Genomic DNA, 20,165 nt, shown 5'->3' on the forward strand with positions numbered 1-20,165 from the left:
TTTTCAACCCTTTTTTCTGTTACCGCCCCATGGCAACCTGGCCCCCTGGTGGCCCCCCCCCCCCCGGGGGGGGGGGGGGGGCCCCGGGGCGCCCCCGGGGGGGGGGCGCCCCGGCGCCCCGGGCCCCCCCCCCGCCGGGGCCCCGCGCCGCACCCCCGGGCGGGAGGTGCGGCGCGCCGCCGTGCCGTGGTGCCGTGGTGCGGGGATCAGACCGCCGGGACCGGGAAGGTCGGGTACTCCACGCCGGAGACGTGCTGGACGACCCGGATGACCTGGCACGAGTAGCCGAACTCGTTGTCGTACCAGAGGTAGAGGATCGCGTTGTCGCCGTCGACCTTGGTCGCGCCGGCGTCGACGATGGACGCGTGGCGCGAGCCGACGAAGTCCATCGAGACGGCGTCGGGGGCCGTGGTGAAGTCGATCTGGCGCTTCAGCGGCGAGTGCAGCGAGACGTCGCGGAGGTACTCGAGGACCTCTTCGCGGGTGGTCTCGCGGCCCAGGCGCAGGCTCAGGATGGCGATCGAGACGTCCGGGACGGGGACGCGGATCGAGCTGCCGGTGATCGGGGCCTTCAGCTCCGGCAGGGCCTTCGCGACGGCCGAGGCGGCACCGGTCTCGGTGATCACCATGTTGAGCGGCGCGGAACGGCCGCGGCGGTCGGCCTTGTGGTAGTTGTCCAGGAGGTTCTGGTCGTTCGTGAACGAGTGGACCGTCTCCACGTGGCCGCGCAGCACGCCGTACTCGTCGTCCATGGCCTTCAGCGGCGGGACGATCGCGTTCGTGGTGCAGGACGCGCAGGAGATGACCTGCTCGTCCGGCTTGATCGTGTCGTGGTTCACGCCGTGCACGATGTTCGGCACGTCGCCCTTGCCGGGCGCGGTGAGGACGACCTTGTCGATGCCGGGGCGCAGGTGCTTGGACAGGCCCTCGCGGTCCCGCCACTTGCCGGTGTTGTCGATGAGGATGGCGTTCTCGATGCCGTACGCCGTGTAGTCGACCTCGGAGGGGTCGTTGGCGTAGATCACCTTGATGGTGTTGCCGTTGGCGACGATGGTGCTGTTCGCCTCGTCGACCGTGATGGTGCCCTGGAACTGGCCGTGGATGGAGTCGCGACGCAGCAGCGAGGCGCGCTTCACCAGGTCCTGGTCGCCACCGCCGCGGACGACGATCGCGCGCAGGCGCAGACCGTTGCCGGAGCCGGCCTTCTCGATGAGGAGGCGGGCGACGAGGCGGCCGATGCGGCCGAAGCCGTAGAGGACGACGTCGCGTCCGTCACGGCGCTCGATCTTGTTCTCGCCGGTGGCGCCGGCGACGGACTCGGCGGTGAACTCGGCCACGGAGAGACCGCGGTCGTCGGTCTTGTAGTCCGCGGCCAGCACGCCGATGTCGATCTGGCACGGGCCCAGGTCGAGGGTCGTGAGCGTCTGGAGGAAGGGCAGGGTCTCGGTGACCGAGAGCTCCTCGCCGTCGATCTGCCGGGCGAAGCGGTGAGTCTTGAGGATGCTGACCACCGACTTGTTCACCAGGGAGCGGCTGTGGACCAGGACGGTGACGTCCTGCTCCCGGTGCAGCTTCCCGATGATCGGGATCATCGACTCCGCGATCTCTTCGCGGTTCTTCCAACTGGTGAACGAGTCGTCATTGACAGTCACAAGATTATCTTTCGAGCTAGGCGGCGCTCATATGGTAACCCCCGGCCGGTTTGATCAATCAAGGGGTCTCGAACCGTACGATGGGAGGCGTCGGGATCCGCCTCGCGCAGGCGGCTCGCCTACTGATGCGGGGGCACGGTGGTCGTGAAGTTCGGGGTGCTGGGATCGCTCGTCGTCCACGACGGGACGGAGCCGCGACCGGTGAGCGGCCCGAAGGTCCGCGTCCTGCTCGCCGCCCTGTTACTCCAGGCCAACCGCGCGGTGTCCCGGGACGCCCTCAAGGAGGCCCTCTGGGGGGAGGCCGTACCCGCCAGCGCCGACGCCGCCCTCGCCAACCACCTCACCCGGCTCCGCAGGGTCCTGTCCGCCGCCGACGGCGGCGCCGAGGAGCGCCTGCAGACCGTGGCGCCCGGCTACCGGCTGCTCGTCCACGACGGCGAGCTGGACGCCGACGTCTTCGAGGAGCGGGTCAGGGCCGTGCACGACGCGCACCGGCGGGAGGACTGGGAGGAGGTGCGGCGCCAGACCGCGCTCGCCCTGCCGCTGTGGCGGGGCACGCCCCTGGCGGACCTGGCCCCCTTCTCCGACGCCGAGGCGCCCGCCCTCCGGATCCACCGGCTCGCCGAAGCGCGCCTCCAGGCCCTGGAGTGGAACTTCGACGCCGAACTCCGACTCGGTCTGCACCACGAGGCCGTCGGCCCGCTCACCACCCTCGCGGCCGAGCACCCCCTGCGCGAGGAGTTCCACGGGCTGCTCATGCAGGCCCTCCACCGGTCCGGCCGACAGGCCGAGGCCTTCTCCACGTTCCAGCGACTGCGCCGAAGCCTGGTCGACGAGCTCGGCACGGAACCCGGTGCCGCCGTCCAGCAGGCCCACCGGGAACTCCTGGCGGGCGAGCCGGCACCCCGCCCCGCACCCCGCCCGACCCCGCCGCCGGTCGCCGAACCGGCCCGACCGCCCTTCCAACTTCCCTGCGAGGGAGGCGCGTTCACCGGCCGGGAGGTCGAGGCGGCCTTGGTCCGGTCACTGCTGCTCGGCGCGGCCGGGACGACGGACCGCGAGCCGTCTCCGGACGGGGAGCCGTCTCCGGACGGGGAGTCGTCTCCGGACGGGGAGTCGTCTCCGGACGGGGAGTCGTCTCCGGACGGGGAGCCGTCCGCGGACGGGGAGTCGTCCGAGCGCCACGCGGCGCCCGGGACCGGCGCCGGTCCCGGGACCGGCGCGGTGTCCGCGGCCGGTGCGGCGGCCCCGAGCGGTGGGTGGCCCGCGACCGGCGACGCGCCCCTGGGCGGTGGATCGCCCGCGACCGGTGAGGGGCCGGGGAGCCGCGTATCGACCATGGTGCCTACGCCCCGGCAGGCACCCCCGTCCCGGCCCGCGTACGTCAGACCCGTCGTGATCTCCGGCATGGGCGGCGTGGGCAAGACCGCCCTCGCCGTCCACGTGGCGTACCGGCTCCGGGAGGAGTTCCCGGACGGCGCGCTCTACGCGGACCTGCGGGGGTACTGCGGACACGGCGCGCGCACGGCCCACGAGCTGCTCGCCCGCTTCCTGTCCGACCTGGGCGTGCGGCACGAGGCGCTGCCCGACGACACCGACGACCGGGCGCTGCTGTTCCGGACGGCGCTCGCCGAGCGCCGCGTCCTCCTGGTCCTCGACAACGCGCGCGACGCCGCCCACGTGGCGCCGCTCCTCCCGGCCGGCGGGCCGAGCGTCGCGCTGGTCACCAGCCGGCAGCTCCTCGCCGACCTGCCGGACTCCGTCAGCGTGCCGCTGTCCCCGCTGTCGCCGGCCGACCAGCACGCGCTGCTCGCCAAACTGGCCGGCGCCGACCGGGTGCGCAGCGAGCCCGAGGCGCTGGCCGACATCATGGCCGCCTGCGGAGGCCTGCCGCTCGCCCTGCACATCGTCGGCGGCCGGCTCGCCTCCCGGCCCCACTGGCCCCTCGCGCTCCTGGCCCGCAGGCTGACGCCCCACCAGGGCCGCCTGGAGACGCTCTCCATGGGCACGTTCGACGTCCAGCGGACCTTCGCCATGAGCTACGTGGCCATGCGCGACAGCGACCGCCCGCTGGAGCGGGAGGCCGCCCGCGCCTTCCGGATCCTGGGCCGGGTGTGGTCGGCGCACCCCGTCACCCCGCAGTCCGCCGCGGCCCTGCTGGACCTCACCGAGGCGCGGGCCGCCGCCGTCCTCGACGTGCTGGCCGACGCCCATCTCGTCCTCAACCCGGAGCCCGACCGGTACGGGCTCCACGACCTCCTCGGCGAGTACGCGTCCCAGCGCGGCGACGAGGAGGACCCGGAGGAGGAGCGCGAGGCGGCCGTCCTGCGGCTGATCGCCTGGTACGCCGCGGCCCTCGCGGAGGCGACCCGCACGGCCACCCGGGAGACGCAGTCCCCGCCGCCGCTCGACGGCGAGGCGGGAACGCCCCTGTCGCTGCCCGTGTTCGCCGACGACGACGAGGCGATCCGCTGGACCGCGAGGGAACTCCCGGCCATCAGGGACGCCCTCGACCACGCCGGGGAGGCAGGCCGCTCGGACATGGCCTGGCGGCTCGCCGTGGGGCTGTTCGGCTATGCCGGCACGCACTGGTGGACGAGGGAGTGGGACGCCTGCCTCGCCCAGGCGATGGACATCGCCCGCGCCCACGACGACACGCTGGGCCAGGCGTGGCTGCACCGGCGGATGGCCGTCGCCCACGGCATGGCCTTCCGCAACGACGCCTGCCTGGAGCACCTGCGCATCGCCCTGGAGCTCTTCACGGAGCGCGGCGACCGGGACGCCCAGGCGTCCATCCTCGGCAACATCGCCTCGCTGTACATCCAGATAGAGGACGCCGAGCAGGCACTCGTGCACGCCGAGCTCTCCCGTGACCTCTACCACGCCACCGGGAACACCCGGGGGGAGGCGCTGCTGCTCAGCCGGATCGCCGACGTCCGCAAACTGCGCGGCGAGGTCGACCTGGCGGCCGCGGACTACCGGCGGGTCATCGAGCTGCTGAGGGGCACCGGCCACTGGGTGTTCCTGGCCACCGCCCTGACGAACCACGCGGACGTGCTCCGCGTCCTCGGGCGCCGCGACGAGGCGTTCGCGGCCCTCACCGAGGCGCTCGGCATCCGGCACCGGATGAACGACCACGGCGGCACGGCCGACTGCCTCGTCTTCACCGCGCGGGCCCACCACCACTTCGGCGAGTGGGCCGCCGCCCGCGCCACCTGGGAGACCTGTCTGGAGCTCGCCCGCAGGCACCACCTGGCCCGAAGGATCGAGGAGTGCCTGGTGGGCCTGTCCGCCCTCCCCGAGATGGTGCACGCGGTACGGGGCGCCCGCCCCGCACCCGCCGTACCCGACACGCCCTGCACGTCCGGGACGTCGGGTGGCCTCCGCCGGGACGCGACGGACGGGGATTAGGAGCCTTCCCGCGGCGGAGCCCGGCGGACGGGGACCGGAAGCCTCCCCGCGGCGGAGCCCGGCGGACCCGGCCCTGGAAGCCTCCCGGCGGTGGAGTCCGACGGACCGACCCTAGGAGCCCCACCGCCGCCCCGAGCCGTTCGTGGCGGCGCGTGCCACCGCGAGCGTGAGGACGCCGCCGAGGACCATGCCGGCGGCCGACACCAGGGCGAGGGCGCGGAGGTCGGCGGGGGCGAGGCGGGCGGGCGCCGCCGTCCCGGGTGCCGGGGCATGCCCGGGGGCGGGGGCCGAGCCGGTGGAACCGGGACCGGAGCTCGCTCCGGGACTCCGGTCCGGACGGGAGTCCCGGAGGCAGTGGTCGAGCTGTTCGAGCAGCGGGCCGGGGTCCTGCCCGGCGGCGCGGGCGAACTGCTCGATCACCAGGCGGGTCGGCAGCTGCTTCCGGTTGAGGAACCGTTCCCACGAGGAGCGGCTGTAGTGCGTGCGCTGGGCCAGACCCGCGTAGCTGAGCTCCGAGCTCTCCTTGATGCGCCGCATCTCCTCGGTCAGCCGGTCCCACGGGTTCCGCTCGTCGGCCGCGCACCGCGTGCCGCTCTCCGCCTTCATGACCTGCTCCTCCGGTTGCGCGTCGTTCTGGGCACCGACGATTCTCGAACCGGGGGCCAACCGGGGACCAACGGATCGTCAACAAGCCTCCAACGGCCGTCCCGGAGTGCGCGGGAAACCCCGGGACGGTGCGCGGACCGGACCCGCCGGGGTGTCCTGCCGGGTCCGGTCCCGAGCGGTGTCCCGGGCCGTCAGGCCGGGTCGGGGGTGGCCGCCGCCCGGCGTTCCCGGATGCCGGCGAGGCGCCGCTCCAGGGCGGCACGGCGCTCGGGCCACTCCTCGGTGATGACCGAGAAGACGGCGGAGTCGCGCAGCTTGCCGTCCTCGCCGGGGGCCCACGAGCGGGCCGAGTTCCGCAGGACGCCCTCGAAGGTCGCGCCGACGCTCTCGATGGCGGCGCGCGAGCGGGCGTTGCGGGCGTCGGTCTTGAGGTCCACCCGGGCCACCCCCCAGGTCTCGAAGGCGTGCCGGAACAGCAGGTACTTTGCCTCGGCGTTGACACCGGTGCCCTGGGCGGAGGGCGCGAGCCAGGTGAAGCCGACCTCGATCGCACAGAGCCCCTCGCCGTCCGGCCACGGGCGCGGCTCCCAGAACGAGGTGGCGCCGACGACCCGGCCGGTCACCGCGTCCACCTGGACGTACGGGGCGAGCCTGCCGTCGGCGGCGCGGCCCAGCTGGGTGTCGATGTAGGCGCCGACCTCCTCCCGGCGCGGCACCCACGTGAAGCCGTACGAGTCGCGCTGCTCCTCCGCCGCGTCGGCGAGTCCCGAGGCGTGGTGGTGCCCCAGCGGTTCCAGGCGCACGAACGCGCCCTCCAGAACCGGCCCTTCCAAGGTGAATCCCATCGATGTGCGCTCCGTACGCGTCGAACCCGTCGAAGACCGGCCGGTCCCGGCCGGTCGGGGTGCAGCGTGTCAGAGCGGCGTGCGTGCGGGCACCCGAATTCCCCCGAGGGAGCGGGGGAGGGGCGGTCAGGGGAAGGCGAGGCCCCGGAAGACGTCCCGGACCCGGGCCAGCGGGCCCGGGTCGCGGGTCAGGTAGAGCCGGTTGGTGAGCAGCACGGCCCAGCGGCCCCGGGCCGGCGACACCCACAGGGCCGTACCCGTGAAGCCGAAGTGCGCCCAGACGTCGTCCTCGGGTTCCGTGCCCGGCGCCGGATGCCAGAAGAGCCCGCGCGGCGGGACGAGCGGGCCCGTGCGGACGCGCAGCGAGGCGGCCGTCCAGTCGGCGGAGAACACGCCGGGCACCGGGGCGAGCAGGTGGCGCAGGAACCGGCCGACATCGGCGGTGGTGGTGAAGACCCCCGCGATCCCGCAGGCGCCGCCGAGGAGCCGGGCCGAGAAGTCGTGGACGGTGCCCTTCAGCCGGGTGCCGCTCTCCTCGTCGTACTCGGTGGGCGCGCACCGCTCGCGTGCCGGGGCGTCCAGCGGTCCGAAGCGGGTCTCCGCCATGGCGAGCGGGTCCCAGATCCGCTCACCGGCGAGCCGGGGGAGCGGCTGCCGGGTGAGGTGCTCGGCGAGGTAGCCGAGGATCAGCGCGGCCCGGTCGGTGTAGGCGACGGCCTCGCCCGGCCGGTGCCGCAGCGGTTCGGCGAGGACGCCGTCCCTCACGTCCTGCGGGTCGGAGCCGTACAGGTGGCGGAGGTTGGCGCGCAGCGGCAGGCCCGCGGTGTGGGTGAGCAGGTCGTGCGCCGTGACCCCGGCCGAGGGCCGGCCGGCGGCCTCGGGCCAGTACGAGCCGAGCGGGGCCGCCAGGTCCAGCTTTCCGGTGTCGACGAGGGTGCCGGTGACGGCCCACACCGCGAGGATCTTGGTGAGGCTCGCCACGTCGAAGAGGGTGTCGGCGCGCACCGGTTCACCCGGGTGCGCCGGGTCGAGCAGCCCGGCCGCCCCGGACGACTGGGTGGTCAGGGCGTCGCCCACGGCCCAGGCCGCGCCGGGGGTGACGCCCGCGCGCACGGCGTCGTCGAGGAGCCGCTCGAAGGGGTCGCTGCGCTGTGCCAAGGCCTGCCTCCGACGGGTCGCACGGGGCGGGTCCGTCGGAAGGGGCTGACGGGCCGCTCCGAAGTGATGCCCCGGCGGTGCGGGAAGACACCCTTCCGGCGGTGCGCGTCCCGGACCGCCGGCGGCCCCGTCCGGGCGTCACCGGGGCTTTCCGCCGGCGTCACCGGGGCGTTTCCGTCGGGCTCCCCGGGCGGTCAGTCCTCGGTCACCTTGCAGGTGACCTCGTCGCGCGGGGTGTAGTGCGTGTTGTACGTCTCCCGCTTCACCTCGGTGCCGCCGTTCTTGAAGACGCGGTCCACCGAGACGTCGAACCCTTCGAGGGGCGGCTGCGGCACGCAGGCCTTGCCGGTGCCCTCGACCTTCTTGGGCTGCGTGAGGTTGGTGTGCGGCCCGGCGACCGCCTCCACGGAGTCGTACTTCTTCGTGCCGAGGAAGCTCACGGTGACCGAGGAGTCCGTGGCGCCCGCCTTGATGTAGATCGGCTTGCCCGTGTCGTTGCGGAACTTCAGGTCCAGGCTGCCCCAGGCGACGGTGGCCTCGCGGCCGGCCGGGTAGCGCTCGATGTAGAAGGAGTGGGCGCCGTGCTCGACGGGCTTCACCCCGGCGAAGAACATGGCGTTGTAGACGGTGGTGGCCATGGCCGACACACCGCCGCCGGGGGCCGAGCGGTACTGGCCGTCGAGGATCATCGTGCCGTCGACGAAGCCGTTGTCCGGGGTGCGCTCGCCGACGGTTTTGTTGAAGCTCCACACCTCGCCCGGCTGTACGAGCGAACCGTTGATGAGCTCGGCCGCCCGGCCGATGTTCGTCGTCCGGTACGGGGCCGTGGGGAAGTTCACGGTGAACGTCGACATCTGCTCGGTGATGCCGAGGCGCGCCAGCGAGTCCGCGGTCAGCTCGGGCTGGGTGACGGTGGTGGCCACCGGAGCCGTTCGCGCCGCCGTGCCGCTCTTGGCGAGCAGCGGCCGCACGGCGTCGCCGAGGGCCTTCGCGGTCACCTCGTGGCCCGGCCGGCCCTCCGACTCGACCACGACCCTGCCGTCCCGCACCCCGAGGGTCGCCTCCACCGGCGCGCCCGTCAGGGCGGCGAGCGGCCGCGCCACGTCGGGGTCGCGCAGCAGCGCCGCCGGGTCGAGGTCGGCGGTGAGCCGGCCGCCGTCGTTCCGCACGGTGAGGTGGTCGCCGAGCGTGGTGGGGGATATGCGGAGCCGCTCGGCGCCCGCGGTGAGCGTCACCGGGCCGGACACGGCGGGCTTCGCGTACGCGTCGAGGAAGCGGGACACCTCGGCGGCGGGCAGCTTCGGCTCGGTCACGGAGACCGGCAGGTTCACCGCGGAGGCGCCCGTCGCGGCGGGGTAGGCCGCGCGCAGGGTCTCCACGGCACGGCCGGTGTCGACCTTCTGCCCCGTCACCGGGGTGGTCGCGACGGCCTTGCCGTCGCGGAAGGCGACCGATCCCTCGCGGACCTCCCGGTCGTTCTTCTTCGCGAGCTCGGCCACGGCGGCCTTCGCCTTGCCCTCGTCGTACGCCAGGACGGGACGCACGTCCCGCTCGCCGGAGGAGAACAGCCGGCCGATCACCGTGATCGGGTCCCGGGCCGGGTCGGCGGCCAGGTCGGCGGTCTTCGCCACGTCCACGGTCAGCCCCGCGGCGGCGGGCGCGACCGTGGACGCGCGGTCGCCGACCTTGACGGGTATCGGCGCGGTCCACGAGGCCGGCGCCTGCTCCGCGAGCCTGGCCCGCGCCTCCGCACGGCTCATGCCGCCGATGTCGACGCCGCCGACCCGGGTGCCGGCGGATATGTCGTCCCCGGCGGCGACGAGCCCCGCCACGTACAGGCCGCCCGCGGCGACGGCGACCACGCCCGTCGCGATCGCCGCCGTACGGAGACGAGGGCTGAGGCCCTGGCGGGGCGTCGGGACATGGTCGGTCCTGGAGCGGGGCACACGCTCTCCCGTGGCGTCGAGGAAAGGGGGATCCCCACGACGGTACGCCGAAAGGGTGTTTTATGCACATAAGATTCCTCTGACCTGCGGCGATACGGAGCGGGGCGACGCAAGCACAGAACGTCGCCGAGCCGCTGCCGAGGCGACGTCGAGGCGCTGCCGAGCCGACGCCGAAGCGCCCCCGAGGCCCGATCGGCAGCGCCTAAGCTGGGGCGATGCCCGCCACACCGAGTGCCCGTCAGGGGCCCCAGTCCGTCGACCGGGCCCTCGCCGTCCTCGACGCGGTCGCCGACGCGGACCGGCCCGTGGCGGCGAAGGCGTTGGCGCGGCGCCTCGGCTGCGCACTGTCGACCGTCTACCACCTCGCCGGGCCGCTGCTGGACCGGGGCTACCTGGTGCGGACCGCGGAGGGGTACGCGCCGGGGCCGCGGGTCCCGGCCCTCCACCGCTCGCACCAGCGGCACCACGGGCTCGGCGCGGGCACGGGCGAGCTGCTCGGCCGGCTGCGGCGCGCCACCGGAGCGGAGGCGTACCACACGGCGTACCGCGACGGCCGGATCACGGTCGTCGACACCACCGCACCCGTGACCGACGCGGCCCATCCCTTCGTGCCGGGTCCCGAGGACCGCGCGCACGCCACCGCCCACGGCAAGGCGCTGCTCGCCGCGCTGCCCCGCACGCTGCGCCGCCGCTATCTGGCGGAGCACGGCATGGCCCGCTTCACCGAGCGGACGATCACCAGCGCCGAACGCTTCGAGGCCGAGGCCGCCCGGGTGCGCGACCAGGGCTTCGCCGTGTCGGTGGGCGAGGCGGACCCCGCGTACACCTGTCTCGCCGTGGCGCTGCCGGAGCGCGGCGACGGGATCGTGCACGCCCTGTCGGTGTCGCTGCCCACGGCGGACTTCGGGCGCCGGCAGGCCGACCTCAGGGCCGCGCTCGTACGGGCCGTGCCGGGCTTTCCGGCCCTGCCGGAATCCTGACCCGTTCAGGCCGCCGGGCCGGGCGGGCTCCCGCACAGTGGACGCATGATCTTCATCGCCGTGCGTTTCACCGCCCGCCCCGACCACGCCGACCGCTGGCTCGACCTGGTCGCCGACTTCACGCGCGCCACCCGCGAGGAGCCCGGCAACCTCTTCTTCGACTGGTCCCGCAGCGTCGACGACCCGAACGTCTACGTCCTCCTGGAGGCCTTCGCCGACGCCGAGGCGGGCGCCGCGCACGTCGCCTCCGCGCACTTCGCGGCGGGCCTCGCCACCATGGCCGGAGCCATCGCCACCACTCCCGAGATCATCAACGTCGAGGTGCCGCAGCAGGGCTGGGGCGCCATGGCCGAGCTGGCCCCGACCGGCGCCTGAGCCGTTCCCCGGCCGCCGGGGCCCGCGCCGTCCCGCCTGATAGGTTCGCGTGCACACGCAGGCGGGGCGGCGGCCCGAGGGGAGAAGCGGCACATGGCGGCGAGCGGACGGCAGACCGGCAGGCCCACCCTGGAGGAGGTCGCGGCCAGGGCCGGAGTCGGCCGCGGCACGGTCTCCCGGGTCATCAACGGCTCGCCGAAGGTGAGCGAACAGGCCAAGGCCGCCGTCGAGCGGGCCGTCGCCGAACTCGGCTACGTCCCCAACCGGGCCGCCCGCGCACTCGCCGGCAGCCGGACCGACGCTGTCGCCCTCGTCATCCCCGAGACCGAGGCCCGGCTGTTCGCGGAGCCGTACTTCCTCGACATCATCCGCGGGGTCAGCGGCGAACTCGCCGACGCCGACAAGCAGTTGCTGCTCACCCTGATCCGCAGCGAACAGGAGCGGCAGCGCTTCGAGCAGTACCTCGCCGCGCAGCGCGTCGACGGCGTCCTCCTCGTCTCCGTGCACGCCGCCGACCCGCTGCCCGACCAGGTGAGGGCCCTCGGCCTGCCCGCCGTGCTCAACGGCCGCCGCACCGAGGACGAACGCGTCGCCTTCGTCGACTCCGACAACACCGGCGCCGGCCGGACCGCCGTCGGCCACCTCGCCGCCCGCGGCCGGCGCGCCATCGCCACCATCACCGGACCCCTCGACATGTACGTGGCCCGCTGCCGCCTCGACGGCTACCACGAGGGCCTGGCCGAGGCCGGGCTCACCCCCGACGCGGGCCTCGTCGCCACCGGCGACTTCACCGAGGACGGCGGCCGCCGCGCCATGCGGCAACTCCTCGACCGCAGGCCGGACCTGGACGCCGTCTTCGCCGCCTCCGACGTGATGGCCGCCGGCGCGCGCGCCGTCCTGCGCGAGGCCGGCCGCCGCGTCCCCGAGGACGTCGCCCTCGTCGGCGTCGACGACTCCGCCGTCGCCCGGCACATGGACCCGCCGCTGACCAGCGTCCGGCAGCCCATCGAGGAGATGGGCCGTGCCATGGCCCGCGTACTCCTCCAGGAGATCACCGACCCCAGCGCCCCCGACGACCAGCCCCGCCGGATGCTCCCCACCGAACTCGTGGTCAGGGCCTCCTCCTAGGGGTGTCGCCCCGGCGCCGAGATGCAGGCGCCCCCGGTGGCCCGGAGAATGGACTCCGTACGGGGTCCGTATCCGCGACCAGGGCGCTCCCGACGCGTCCGACCCGACATAGGGGGCCGTCGACGATGCCGCTGGGTCAGCCCGACCGGCCGCCCATCATGACCGGGGCGCTGCGCAGATGGACCCTGCTGTACCTCCTGGCCGTGACGATCCTCACCGTCGCCTATCTGAACTTCCCCGAACGGCACACCGTGCTGTGGGCGCTCATCGGACTCAGCGGGGTCGCGGCGATGCTCGTCGGGGTCCGTCTGCACCGGCCTGCCCGCCGCTGGCCCTGGCTCGTACTGGCCGGGGCCAACCTCGCGTTCGTGGGCGGCGACACCGCCTACAACGCCCTGGAGGCGTTCTTCGGCCAGACCAGACCCTTCCCGTCCATCGCCGACGCGCTGTACCTGGTCACCTACCCGCTGTTCGCCGTCGGCCTGTTCGGCTTCATCCGCTACCGGGCGGTCGGACGCGACCTCGGCGTGGTCCTCGACGCGCTGATCCTCACCTCGGGCCTCGCGCTGCTCTCCTGGGTCAACCTCATCACCCCGCTCGCCAGGAGCGAGGACATGAGCTGGACGGAGAAGGCGATCTCCATCGCCTATCCGCTCGGCGACGTGCTGATGCTCGCGATGCTGGCCCGGCTGCTCGTCCCGGGCGGCTTCAGATCCCGGTCCGTGCAACTCCTCACCCTGGGCACCTGCGGCATCCTCGCCTCCGACGTCATCTACGGCACCCTCCAACTCAAGGGCACCTGGCAGGTCGGCACCGCCTGGGACCTGGGCTGGGTCGTCTTCTTCACCGCCTGGGGCCTCGCCGCCCTCCACCCCTCGATGACCGGGCTCACCGAAAGCGCCCCGGAACCGGCCCCGCGGATGGCCGAGCGGCGGCTGGCACTGCTCGCCGGAGCCTCCCTCATCGCCCCCGCCCTGCTCCTCCTCCAGTCGCTGCGCCACGACAGGGACCAGGACATCGCCGTCATCGCGATCTTCTCGGCGTTCATGTTCCTGCTGGTCCTCACCCGGCTCTGGGGCATGATGAACGACCACGACAGGGCGGAGGCGCGCGAACGCAGCCTCAGGACCGCCGCCGCGTCGCTCGTCGTCGCCCTGAGCCCCCGTGAGGTCGCCGGCGCCGTGGAGACGGCGTCCGCAACGCTGTTCGGCCCGGGCACCGACCACCGGATCCTGCTCTTCACCCGGGACGGCAAGAGCGGCCTCGACGCCGTCGCCACCACCGTCCACCCCTGGAGCTGCCGCACCGAGCAGCTCACCCGGCAGCCCGGCACGGCCTGGCCCGACCTGTTCTCCGACGGCGCCCGGCTCCTGCCCGTGACCCGCCTCGACCCCGCCGTCGCCGCCGAGGTGGCGCCCGAGACGCACGCCCTGCTCTGCCCCCTGGAGCTCCAGACCCCGGCCGGACGCGAACCGCTGCTCGGCGTGCTGCTGCTCGCCGGACCCGAGAAGAAGCTCGCCGAGATCGCGGCCTCCGCCCAGTCCCTCGCCTCCCAGGCCGCCCTCGCCCTGGAGCGCTTCGGACTCAGCGAGGAGGTCAACCGCCGCACGAGCGAGGCGTACTTCCGCACCCTCGTGCACAACACCTCGGACGTCATCCTCATCGTCGACGACGACGACACCGTCCGGTACGCCAGCCCCTCCGCCGACTCCATGTTCGGCCACTCCCTCCTGCCGGGCACCCCGCTCACCGAACTGCTCGCCCCCACCAACGTCGCCAGCGCCCTGCGCGTCCTCGCCGACGCCCGCACCCGCGACACCGTCGACGCCCGCGACGACTGGAAACTCCTCCACGGCGACGCCTCCGACCTGGAGGTCGAGGTCCGGTGCAGCAACCTGCGCAACGAGCGCACCGTGCACGGACTCGTCCTCACCCTGCGGGACGTCACCGAGCAGCGGAAACTCGAACGGGAGCTCACCCACCGGGCGTTCCACGACTCGCTCACCGGACTGCCCAACCGGGTCCTGCTCCTCGAACGGATCGAGCGCGCCCTGCTCCGCGGCCGCCGCGAGTCCACCCTCACCTGCATGCTCTTCGTCGACCTCGACGACTTCAAGGTCGTCAACGACACCATGGGGCACTCCGTCGGCGACGAACTCCTCGTCGCCGTCGCCCGCCGCCTCACGGCCGTCCTGCGCCTGACCGACACCGCGGCCCGGCTCGGCGGCGACGAGTTCGCCGTCCTCATCGAGGGCGCCCGCGAACCCCGCGACGCCGAGGCGCTCGCGGCCGAGATCGTGCACACCCTCAGCCAGCCGTTCCACCTCACCGACGGAGCCGTCTCCGTCTCCACCAGCGTCGGCATCGCCACCGTCCTCGACAGCGCCCACGCCGAGGAACTGCTCGGTCACGCCGACCTCGCCCTGTACGCGGCGAAGGCGGCCGGCAAGAAGCGCTGGCGGCTCTTCCACCCCGAGCTGCACTCCCGGCTCGTCGCCCGGCACGAACTCCAGGCGGGCATGGACAACGCCATCGCCGACCACGCCTTCGCCCTGCGCTACCAGCCGATCGTCGAGGTCGACGGCGGCACCCCGGCCGGCTTCGAAGCACTCATCCGGTGGCCGCACGCCCGGCGCGGCATGGTGCCGCCCGACCAGTTCATCACCCTCGCCGAGGAGAGCGGCCACATCATGCCGCTGGGCGCCTGGGTCCTCGAACACGCGGCGCTCGACATCGCCCGCTGGCAGCGCGCCCACCCCCGGCCGGCACCGCTCTACGCCAACGTCAACGTCTCCGCCCGCCAGTTCCGCGACCCGGGTTTCCTCGACGAGGTGCGGCGCACCCTCCACTCGTCCGGGCTCACTCCCGGCTCGCTCGTCCTCGAACTCACCGAGACCGTCCTCATGCGGCAGGACGCCCAGATCCGGACGACCATGTCCGCCCTCAAGGAGATGGGCGTCTCCATCGCCATCGACGACTTCGGCACCGGGTTCTCCTCGCTCAGCTACCTCCGCGACTTCCCCATCGACGTCCTGAAGGTCGACAAGTCGTTCATCGACGACATCACCACCGACCCGCAGCAGGTGGCGCTCGTCGAGGGCATCGTGCGCATCGCCGACGTCCTCGGCCTCCAGGTCGTCGCCGAGGGCATCGAGCACGAGGAGCAGCGGGCCCTCCTCGCCCAGATGGGCTGCCGGTTCGGGCAGGGCTACCTCTTCGCCCGCCCGATGACCGCGCACCAGGCCGAGTCGTACCTGCACCGCGCCCCGCGCTCCGCCGCGCGCCCGGTCGCCCGGCTCGGCGACCGCGCCCTCCCCGGCCCGGCCGCCCGGATCACCGGACGCACCGACGCCTCCGGGAAGGCCGCCGGGACCGGACGGCCCCCGCGCCCGTCCCGCTGGCGGGACCTGGAGCACCTCCAGCGGACCAGCCGCATGTGCGACGCCGTCATCGACGAGGTCGAAGGCCGGCGCATCCGGGTCGGCGACGAGTGGCTCGTGGACTTCGCCTCCTGCAACTACCTGGGCCTCGACCTCGACCCCACCGTCATCGAGGCGATCGAACCGGAGGTCAGACGGTGGGGCACCCACCCCAGCTGGTCCCGGCTCATCGGCAGCCCCCGGCTCTACCCCCGGATAGAGGAGCGGCTCACCGAACTCCTCGGCGCCTCCGACACCCTCCTGCTGCCGACCATCACGCTCATCCACCAGTCGGTCATCCCGCTGCTCGCCGGCACCGGCCAGGTCTTCGTCGAGGCACAGGCCCACCGCACGGTCTACGACGGCTGTGTCGCCGCCCGCGGCCAGGGCGCCGAGATCCACCGCTTCCGCGCCGAACGGCCCGAGGACCTGGACGCCCTGCTGCGCGGCGCGCCCGCCGACGCCGCCCGGCTCGTCTGCATGGACGGCGTCAACAGCATGACCGGCAACTTCCCCGACCTGCCCGCGCTGGCCCGGATCTGCCGGGAGAACGGCGCCCTGCTGTACGTCGACGACGCCCACGGCTTCGGCGTCATCGGCGAGCGGACCCCCGACGAGACCAGCCCGTACGGCTCGCGCGGCAACAGCATCGTCCGCCACCTCGGCGAGACGTACGACGACCTCGTCCTGGTCGGCGGCTTCTCCAAGGCGTTCTCCTCGCTGCTCGCCTTCCTCGCCGTACCGAAGTGGCTCAAGGACCACCTCAAGGTGGCGGCGGCCCCGTACCTCTACTCCGGGCCCTCGCCGACCGCCTCGCTCGCCACCGCCCTCGCCGGGCTCGACGTCAACGAGGAACGCGGCGACGGGATCCGGGCCGACCTCCACCGCAAGACGGCCCGGGTCCTCGACCACGTCCGCGGCCTCGGGATCGCCACCCCCAACACCGACGGACTGCCCATCATCGAGATCCCCCTCGCCGACGCCGGCGACCTCGACGCCGTCGCCGTCTTCCTCTGGGAGCACGGCATCTACGTGACCCTCGCCTCCTACCCGCTCGTTCCGCGCGACCGGGTCGGCTTCCGCGTCCAGGTCACCGCCGCCAACACCGACGAGGAGATCGGCGAGCTGTGCGCGGTCCTCACCGAGCTCGCCGGCCGCTTCCCCCTCCAGACCCCCGCCACCGGGCCCGTCGCGGCCGGTCGGCCACCGGAGAAGTGATGGACCGGACCGGACGGCGACCGCCGGCGGAGACGCGAGCGCGGCGCAACGGGGACGCCGACTGGAACGCCTGGCCCGTCGCCGACTACCTCGCCGAGAACTACCGCAGGCTCCACCCCTGCGACATCGGGGTCATCCACCACCACTCCGGCGTCTACCGGCGCTACGCCCCCGCGGGCCTGGCCCGCACCCTGGAGCTCGGCGCGGGCCCCAACCTCTACCCGCTCATGCTGGCCGGCGCCGCCAGCCGCCGCGTCGACGCCCTGGAACCCAGCGCCGCCAACGTCCGCTACCTCCGCCACCAGCTCGTCCACGGCGCCGACGCCAGCTGGCGGCCCTTCTACGCACTGTGCCGCGCCCTCGACCCTGCCCTCCCGGAGAGCAGCGCCGAGGCGCTCTCCCGGGTACGGGTGGTGCCCGGTACCGCCGCCGACCTGACCCCGGGCCGCTACGACCTCGCGTCGATGAACTTCGTCGCCGAGAGCGTCACCGAGGACTTCGACGAGTTCACCGCACTCTGCACCGCGTTCGTCCGGGCGGTCCGCCCCGGCGGCCGACTCCTCGCCTCCTTCATGGAACGCATGCCGAGCTACCGCATCGGCACGGGACCGGTCTGGCCCGCCTGCCCCGTCGACGAGGCGACCCTGCGCGGCGTGTTCGCGCCGTACACCACAGGCCTGCGGATCGTCCGGCTCGCGAAGGACCGCACCCTGCCCGAGTACGGGGACACCGGCGTCCTGCTCCTCACGGCGGTACGGCCCGCGGAGCGGGCTCAGGACAGCAACTCCCGGTAGAGGGCCGCGTACCGGGCGGCGAACCGCTCCGGGCCGAAATGGTCCTCGACCAGCGCCCGGCCCCGCTCGGCCAGCACGTCCCAGGAGCGCGGCCGGTCGAGCAGCCACGCCAGCTGCTGGCCCGTGCGGCGCGCGTCGCCCGCCGGCGCCCGGAGCACGGCGGACCCGAAGTCGGCGAACTGGGGCAGGTCGCTGAGGACGGCCGGCCGGCCCGTGGCCAGCGACTGGAGCACCGTGCACGGGATGTCCGCCCGGCCGCCGAGGGCGACCGGCGGGAACAGCAGCACCTGGACGGACGCGAGGAGCGCGTGCATGTCCTCCACGTGGTTGCGCACCTCCACGTCGACGAGGCCCGCCGCACCCGCCCGCTCCCGCAGGGCCTCGTTCAGCGCCGAGGGATCCTGCCCCGGCCGGCCGCGCATCGCGAGCACCAGGCGGAACTCGCTGCCCGCCCGCCGGGCCTCCGCCGCCGCGTCGATCGACACCTCCGCCCCGCCGTGCGGATCGTGGCGGCCCGTGAACAGGACCGTGGGGAAACCCTCCGGCCGCGGCAGGTACGGCCACTCGTCCGGGTCCACCATGGGCGGCACGACGCGCACGTCCCCGAAGCCGGAGGCCCGCAGCCGCCGCCCCATCGACTCGGACAGGGCGACCGTCGTCCCCAGCGGCCGTACGCGCGCCAGGAGGCGGGTGTCCCGCACACCGGGCACGGTGTGCACCACAGGCCGCCCGCCGAGCAGCAGCGGACGCAGCCACGAGAACACGGGGAGGCCGCGGCCGACGGACAGGAACGCGTGCACCAGGTCGACCCGGCGGGCGAGCACCGCGCCGGCGAGCGTCGCCTGGACGCGCTCGGGGACGCGCGGCATCCCGCCGGGGGAGAGCATCCGGACGGGGCGCCCGCCCCGCGGTGTGTCCCCCAGGGGGCGCGGCCACTGGGTGAACCAGTAGAAGTCCACGTCGGGCAGCGCCCCGAGGACGGACGTGGCGAGCCGCACGTCACAGCCCGCCGCCCCGTCCAGCGGGCCGCCGGTCAGGAGGAGCACCCGGGGACGCCGCTCAGCGCCGGGCATCACGCACCTCCTGCGGTGCGGTCGCCCCGGCCGCGGCGCGGCACGCCGGGTGCCGGCGGGTCATCGCACACGTCCCGCGGTCCGGGCCCCACGGGCGGGCACACGGCCGCGCACCCGCCGCGCCGCCGCGGTGCGGGCGCCGCCACCCGCGGCCCCGGTACCCGTCCAGGCACCGGTGTCGGCCCCGGGCAGCAGGTACACCTCGGGAGCGCGCGGGACGCGGCCGTCGGGGAAGAGGACGTCGGCCTGCGTACGGTAGCCGCGGATCAGCTCCGCCTTCCGGTCGAGGTCCCGCTCCCCCACGCGGGCCACCAGCCGGTGCCGGTCCGTGAAGCGCGCGTCGGCCGCCGCCCGCCGGTCGTACGGGAAGTCGCTGGGGTGGACGACCCGGCGTCCGCTCCGCTCGGCGGCCGTGCGGACCAGGACGTGGTCCGCGTGACCGCCCACCGCCGGCGGAGCGAGTACCAGAGCGCCGGACGAACCGGGCAGCAGCGCGTCGACGGTCTCCTCGACCGCGCGCAGGGACTCCGCGTCGTGCGCCGACACCCTGCCCCGCGACAGGTGCAGCCGGTTCGTCGGATACACGTGGTCCAGCTCGGGCAGCAGCCGCGCCAGCCGCTCCGTGCCCGCGCGTGCCCGTGGCAGCCGCCGGAACAGCCCGTCGACCAGGCCGACGTGGAGCCGGGCGACGCCGAGCGCCCCGAGCACCCGCCGGTCCTCGGCGCGCCGCTCGGCGAACAGCGCCGCTGCGTCGTCGGCGCGGGTCCGCTTCAGGTACTGCCGGGCGGCCAGGGTGTACGGCGGCGGCCCGGCCTCCGTGAACAGCGTGGCGACCGTCACCCGGGCCCGCCGCCCCGCCCAGCCGAGCAGCGCCCCGCAGGACAGCACGGCGTCGTCCAGGGGCGGCGAGAGCACGAGCACGGGGGCACCGGAGCCGAGGAGGGTCCGGACGAAGCCCGTCAGCGGGTCGTCTGCCATGACGCACTCCTCTGCCTCGGCCGCCGGGGCAAGGCGGGTGCGTCCAGGAGCCGGTGGGCCGGGGTCGGGTAGCGGCCCGTCGTCTCGTCGCCCGTGCAGTGCCGGGCAGCGAGCGCCGCACGCCGCCCGAGCCGCCCGAGGAGCCACGCGTCACCGGCCGGCTCGGCCGTCCGCTCCCCGAACGCCGCCACGTCGAACGGCACCACGGCCACGCCCCCGCCGTCGACCGGCCCCGGGAACAGGACGGAGCGTCCGGCCCCCGGCAGACCGGCAGCCGCACGTGACGGATGCCGTCGCGCTCCGCCGCGCCGCCGCGCCGGCCCGCCGACACGACCGCCACCCGGAGGTCCTCGGCCGGCCGCCGGGCCACCTTGCCGGCCACCGGGGCTCCGCCACCCCGATGGCCGGGACCGTCGTACACCGACACCACCACGTGCCGCCGCCCCGTGTGGTGGGGGGGCGGGGGGGGGGCCCCGCCCCCCCCCGCCCCGGGGCCCGCCCCCCCCCCCGGCCCGGCCCCCCCCCCGCCCCCCGCGGGGGCCCCCCCCCCCGCCCCCGCCCCCCCCCCGGCCGGCGCCCCCC

Annotated in this window: 14 protein-coding genes; 7 read left to right on the forward strand and 7 right to left on the reverse strand. The window is 74.6% G+C overall.

Going from position 1 to position 20,165, the window contains the following annotated elements; all coding sequences use genetic code 11:
• Positions 1–206: 206 nt before the first annotated feature.
• Positions 207–1,652: a glyceraldehyde-3-phosphate dehydrogenase gene (locus ACIQFX_RS38750; RefSeq protein ID WP_402473228.1), complete on the reverse strand. Its 1,446-nt coding sequence runs from the start codon at positions 1,650–1,652 to the stop codon at positions 207–209.
• A 144-nt stretch (positions 1,653–1,796) separates the two neighbouring features.
• Here ACIQFX_RS38750 and ACIQFX_RS38755 point away from each other — a divergent pair, with 144 nt between their 5' ends.
• Positions 1,797–5,063 (forward strand): BTAD domain-containing putative transcriptional regulator, encoded by a 3,267-nt coding sequence (locus ACIQFX_RS38755; protein WP_402473230.1) that lies wholly within the window; start codon positions 1,797–1,799, stop codon positions 5,061–5,063.
• A gap of 111 nt (positions 5,064–5,174) precedes the next feature.
• On the opposite strand, the gene ACIQFX_RS38760 is transcribed toward ACIQFX_RS38755, so the two are convergent.
• The 4 genes from ACIQFX_RS38760 to ACIQFX_RS38775 form a co-directional block, all read right to left on the reverse strand.
• The gene (locus ACIQFX_RS38760; RefSeq protein ID WP_402473232.1) at positions 5,175–5,669 is read right to left on the reverse strand and encodes a helix-turn-helix domain-containing protein; all 495 of its coding nucleotides are present in this window, start codon (positions 5,667–5,669) and stop codon (positions 5,175–5,177) included.
• A 191-nt stretch (positions 5,670–5,860) separates the two neighbouring features.
• The gene (locus ACIQFX_RS38765) at positions 5,861–6,514 is read right to left on the reverse strand and encodes a GNAT family N-acetyltransferase (protein ID WP_402473235.1); all 654 of its coding nucleotides are present in this window, start codon (positions 6,512–6,514) and stop codon (positions 5,861–5,863) included.
• A gap of 126 nt (positions 6,515–6,640) precedes the next feature.
• Complete coding sequence (locus ACIQFX_RS38770; protein ID WP_402473238.1) at positions 6,641–7,672, reverse strand: serine hydrolase domain-containing protein; 1,032 nt, start codon at positions 7,670–7,672, stop codon at positions 6,641–6,643.
• A 194-nt stretch (positions 7,673–7,866) separates the two neighbouring features.
• Positions 7,867–9,618, reverse strand: a complete 1,752-nt coding sequence (locus ACIQFX_RS38775; RefSeq protein WP_402473240.1) for a VanW family protein — start codon at positions 9,616–9,618, stop codon at positions 7,867–7,869.
• Between the two features lie 215 nt (positions 9,619–9,833).
• Here ACIQFX_RS38775 and ACIQFX_RS38780 point away from each other — a divergent pair, with 215 nt between their 5' ends.
• The 5 genes from ACIQFX_RS38780 to ACIQFX_RS38800 all read left to right on the forward strand — a co-directional run bounded on the left by ACIQFX_RS38780 (position 9,834) and on the right by ACIQFX_RS38800 (position 17,532).
• A complete protein-coding gene (locus tag ACIQFX_RS38780) occupies positions 9,834–10,598 on the forward strand; it encodes an IclR family transcriptional regulator (RefSeq protein ID WP_402473243.1) in 765 nt (254 codons plus the stop codon).
• A 45-nt stretch (positions 10,599–10,643) separates the two neighbouring features.
• Positions 10,644–10,973, forward strand: coding sequence for a putative quinol monooxygenase (locus tag ACIQFX_RS38785; protein WP_376489869.1), 330 nt, complete (start codon positions 10,644–10,646; stop codon positions 10,971–10,973).
• A 93-nt stretch (positions 10,974–11,066) separates the two neighbouring features.
• Positions 11,067–12,101, forward strand: coding sequence for a LacI family DNA-binding transcriptional regulator (locus tag ACIQFX_RS38790; protein WP_402473246.1), 1,035 nt, complete (start codon positions 11,067–11,069; stop codon positions 12,099–12,101).
• Between the two features lie 125 nt (positions 12,102–12,226).
• On the forward strand, positions 12,227–16,738 hold the full coding sequence (locus tag ACIQFX_RS38795; protein ID WP_402473248.1) for an aminotransferase class I/II-fold pyridoxal phosphate-dependent enzyme: 4,512 nt from the start codon (positions 12,227–12,229) through the stop codon (positions 16,736–16,738).
• Positions 16,738–17,532: a class I SAM-dependent methyltransferase gene (locus ACIQFX_RS38800; protein ID WP_402473250.1), complete on the forward strand. Its 795-nt coding sequence runs from the start codon at positions 16,738–16,740 to the stop codon at positions 17,530–17,532. The genes ACIQFX_RS38795 and ACIQFX_RS38800 overlap by 1 nt, the downstream gene beginning before the upstream one ends.
• Here the strand turns inward: ACIQFX_RS38800 and ACIQFX_RS38805 are convergent.
• Together ACIQFX_RS38805 and ACIQFX_RS38810 are read right to left on the reverse strand one after the other, a co-directional pair.
• A complete protein-coding gene (locus ACIQFX_RS38805; RefSeq protein ID WP_402473253.1) occupies positions 17,511–18,605 on the reverse strand; it encodes a glycosyltransferase family 4 protein in 1,095 nt (364 codons plus the stop codon). The two genes, ACIQFX_RS38800 and ACIQFX_RS38805, sit on opposite strands and share 22 nt — an antisense overlap.
• Positions 18,606–18,665: 60 nt before the next feature.
• Complete coding sequence (locus ACIQFX_RS38810; protein WP_402473255.1) at positions 18,666–19,583, reverse strand: PIG-L deacetylase family protein; 918 nt, start codon at positions 19,581–19,583, stop codon at positions 18,666–18,668.
• Between the two features lie 98 nt (positions 19,584–19,681).
• On the opposite strand from ACIQFX_RS38810, the gene ACIQFX_RS38815 reads away from it, so the two are divergent.
• Complete coding sequence (locus tag ACIQFX_RS38815) at positions 19,682–19,867, forward strand: hypothetical protein (RefSeq protein WP_402473256.1); 186 nt, start codon at positions 19,682–19,684, stop codon at positions 19,865–19,867.
• Positions 19,868–20,165: the final 298 nt, after the last annotated feature.

This window comes from Streptomyces sp. NPDC093089, from assembly GCF_044754405.1.
Taxonomy (GTDB): domain Bacteria; phylum Actinomycetota; class Actinomycetes; order Streptomycetales; family Streptomycetaceae; genus Streptomyces.

Excerpts from the sequence above, each read along its gene's own strand:
- ACIQFX_RS38780 (WP_402473243.1), top strand. The coding sequence starts at position 9,834 with ATGCCCGCCACACCGAGTGCCCGTCAGGGGCCCCAGTCCGTCGACCGG.
- ACIQFX_RS38800 (WP_402473250.1), top strand. The coding sequence starts at position 16,738 with ATGGACCGGACCGGACGGCGACCGCCGGCGGAGACGCGAGCGCGGCGC.
- ACIQFX_RS38785 (WP_376489869.1), top strand. The coding sequence starts at position 10,644 with ATGATCTTCATCGCCGTGCGTTTCACCGCCCGCCCCGACCACGCCGAC.
- ACIQFX_RS38805 (WP_402473253.1), bottom strand. The coding sequence starts at position 18,605 with ATGCCCGGCGCTGAGCGGCGTCCCCGGGTGCTCCTCCTGACCGGCGGC.
- ACIQFX_RS38790 (WP_402473246.1), top strand. The coding sequence starts at position 11,067 with ATGGCGGCGAGCGGACGGCAGACCGGCAGGCCCACCCTGGAGGAGGTC.
- ACIQFX_RS38760 (WP_402473232.1), bottom strand. The coding sequence starts at position 5,669 with ATGAAGGCGGAGAGCGGCACGCGGTGCGCGGCCGACGAGCGGAACCCG.
- ACIQFX_RS38810 (WP_402473255.1), bottom strand. The coding sequence starts at position 19,583 with ATGGCAGACGACCCGCTGACGGGCTTCGTCCGGACCCTCCTCGGCTCC.
- ACIQFX_RS38795 (WP_402473248.1), top strand. The coding sequence starts at position 12,227 with ATGCCGCTGGGTCAGCCCGACCGGCCGCCCATCATGACCGGGGCGCTG.
- ACIQFX_RS38765 (WP_402473235.1), bottom strand. The coding sequence starts at position 6,514 with ATGGGATTCACCTTGGAAGGGCCGGTTCTGGAGGGCGCGTTCGTGCGC.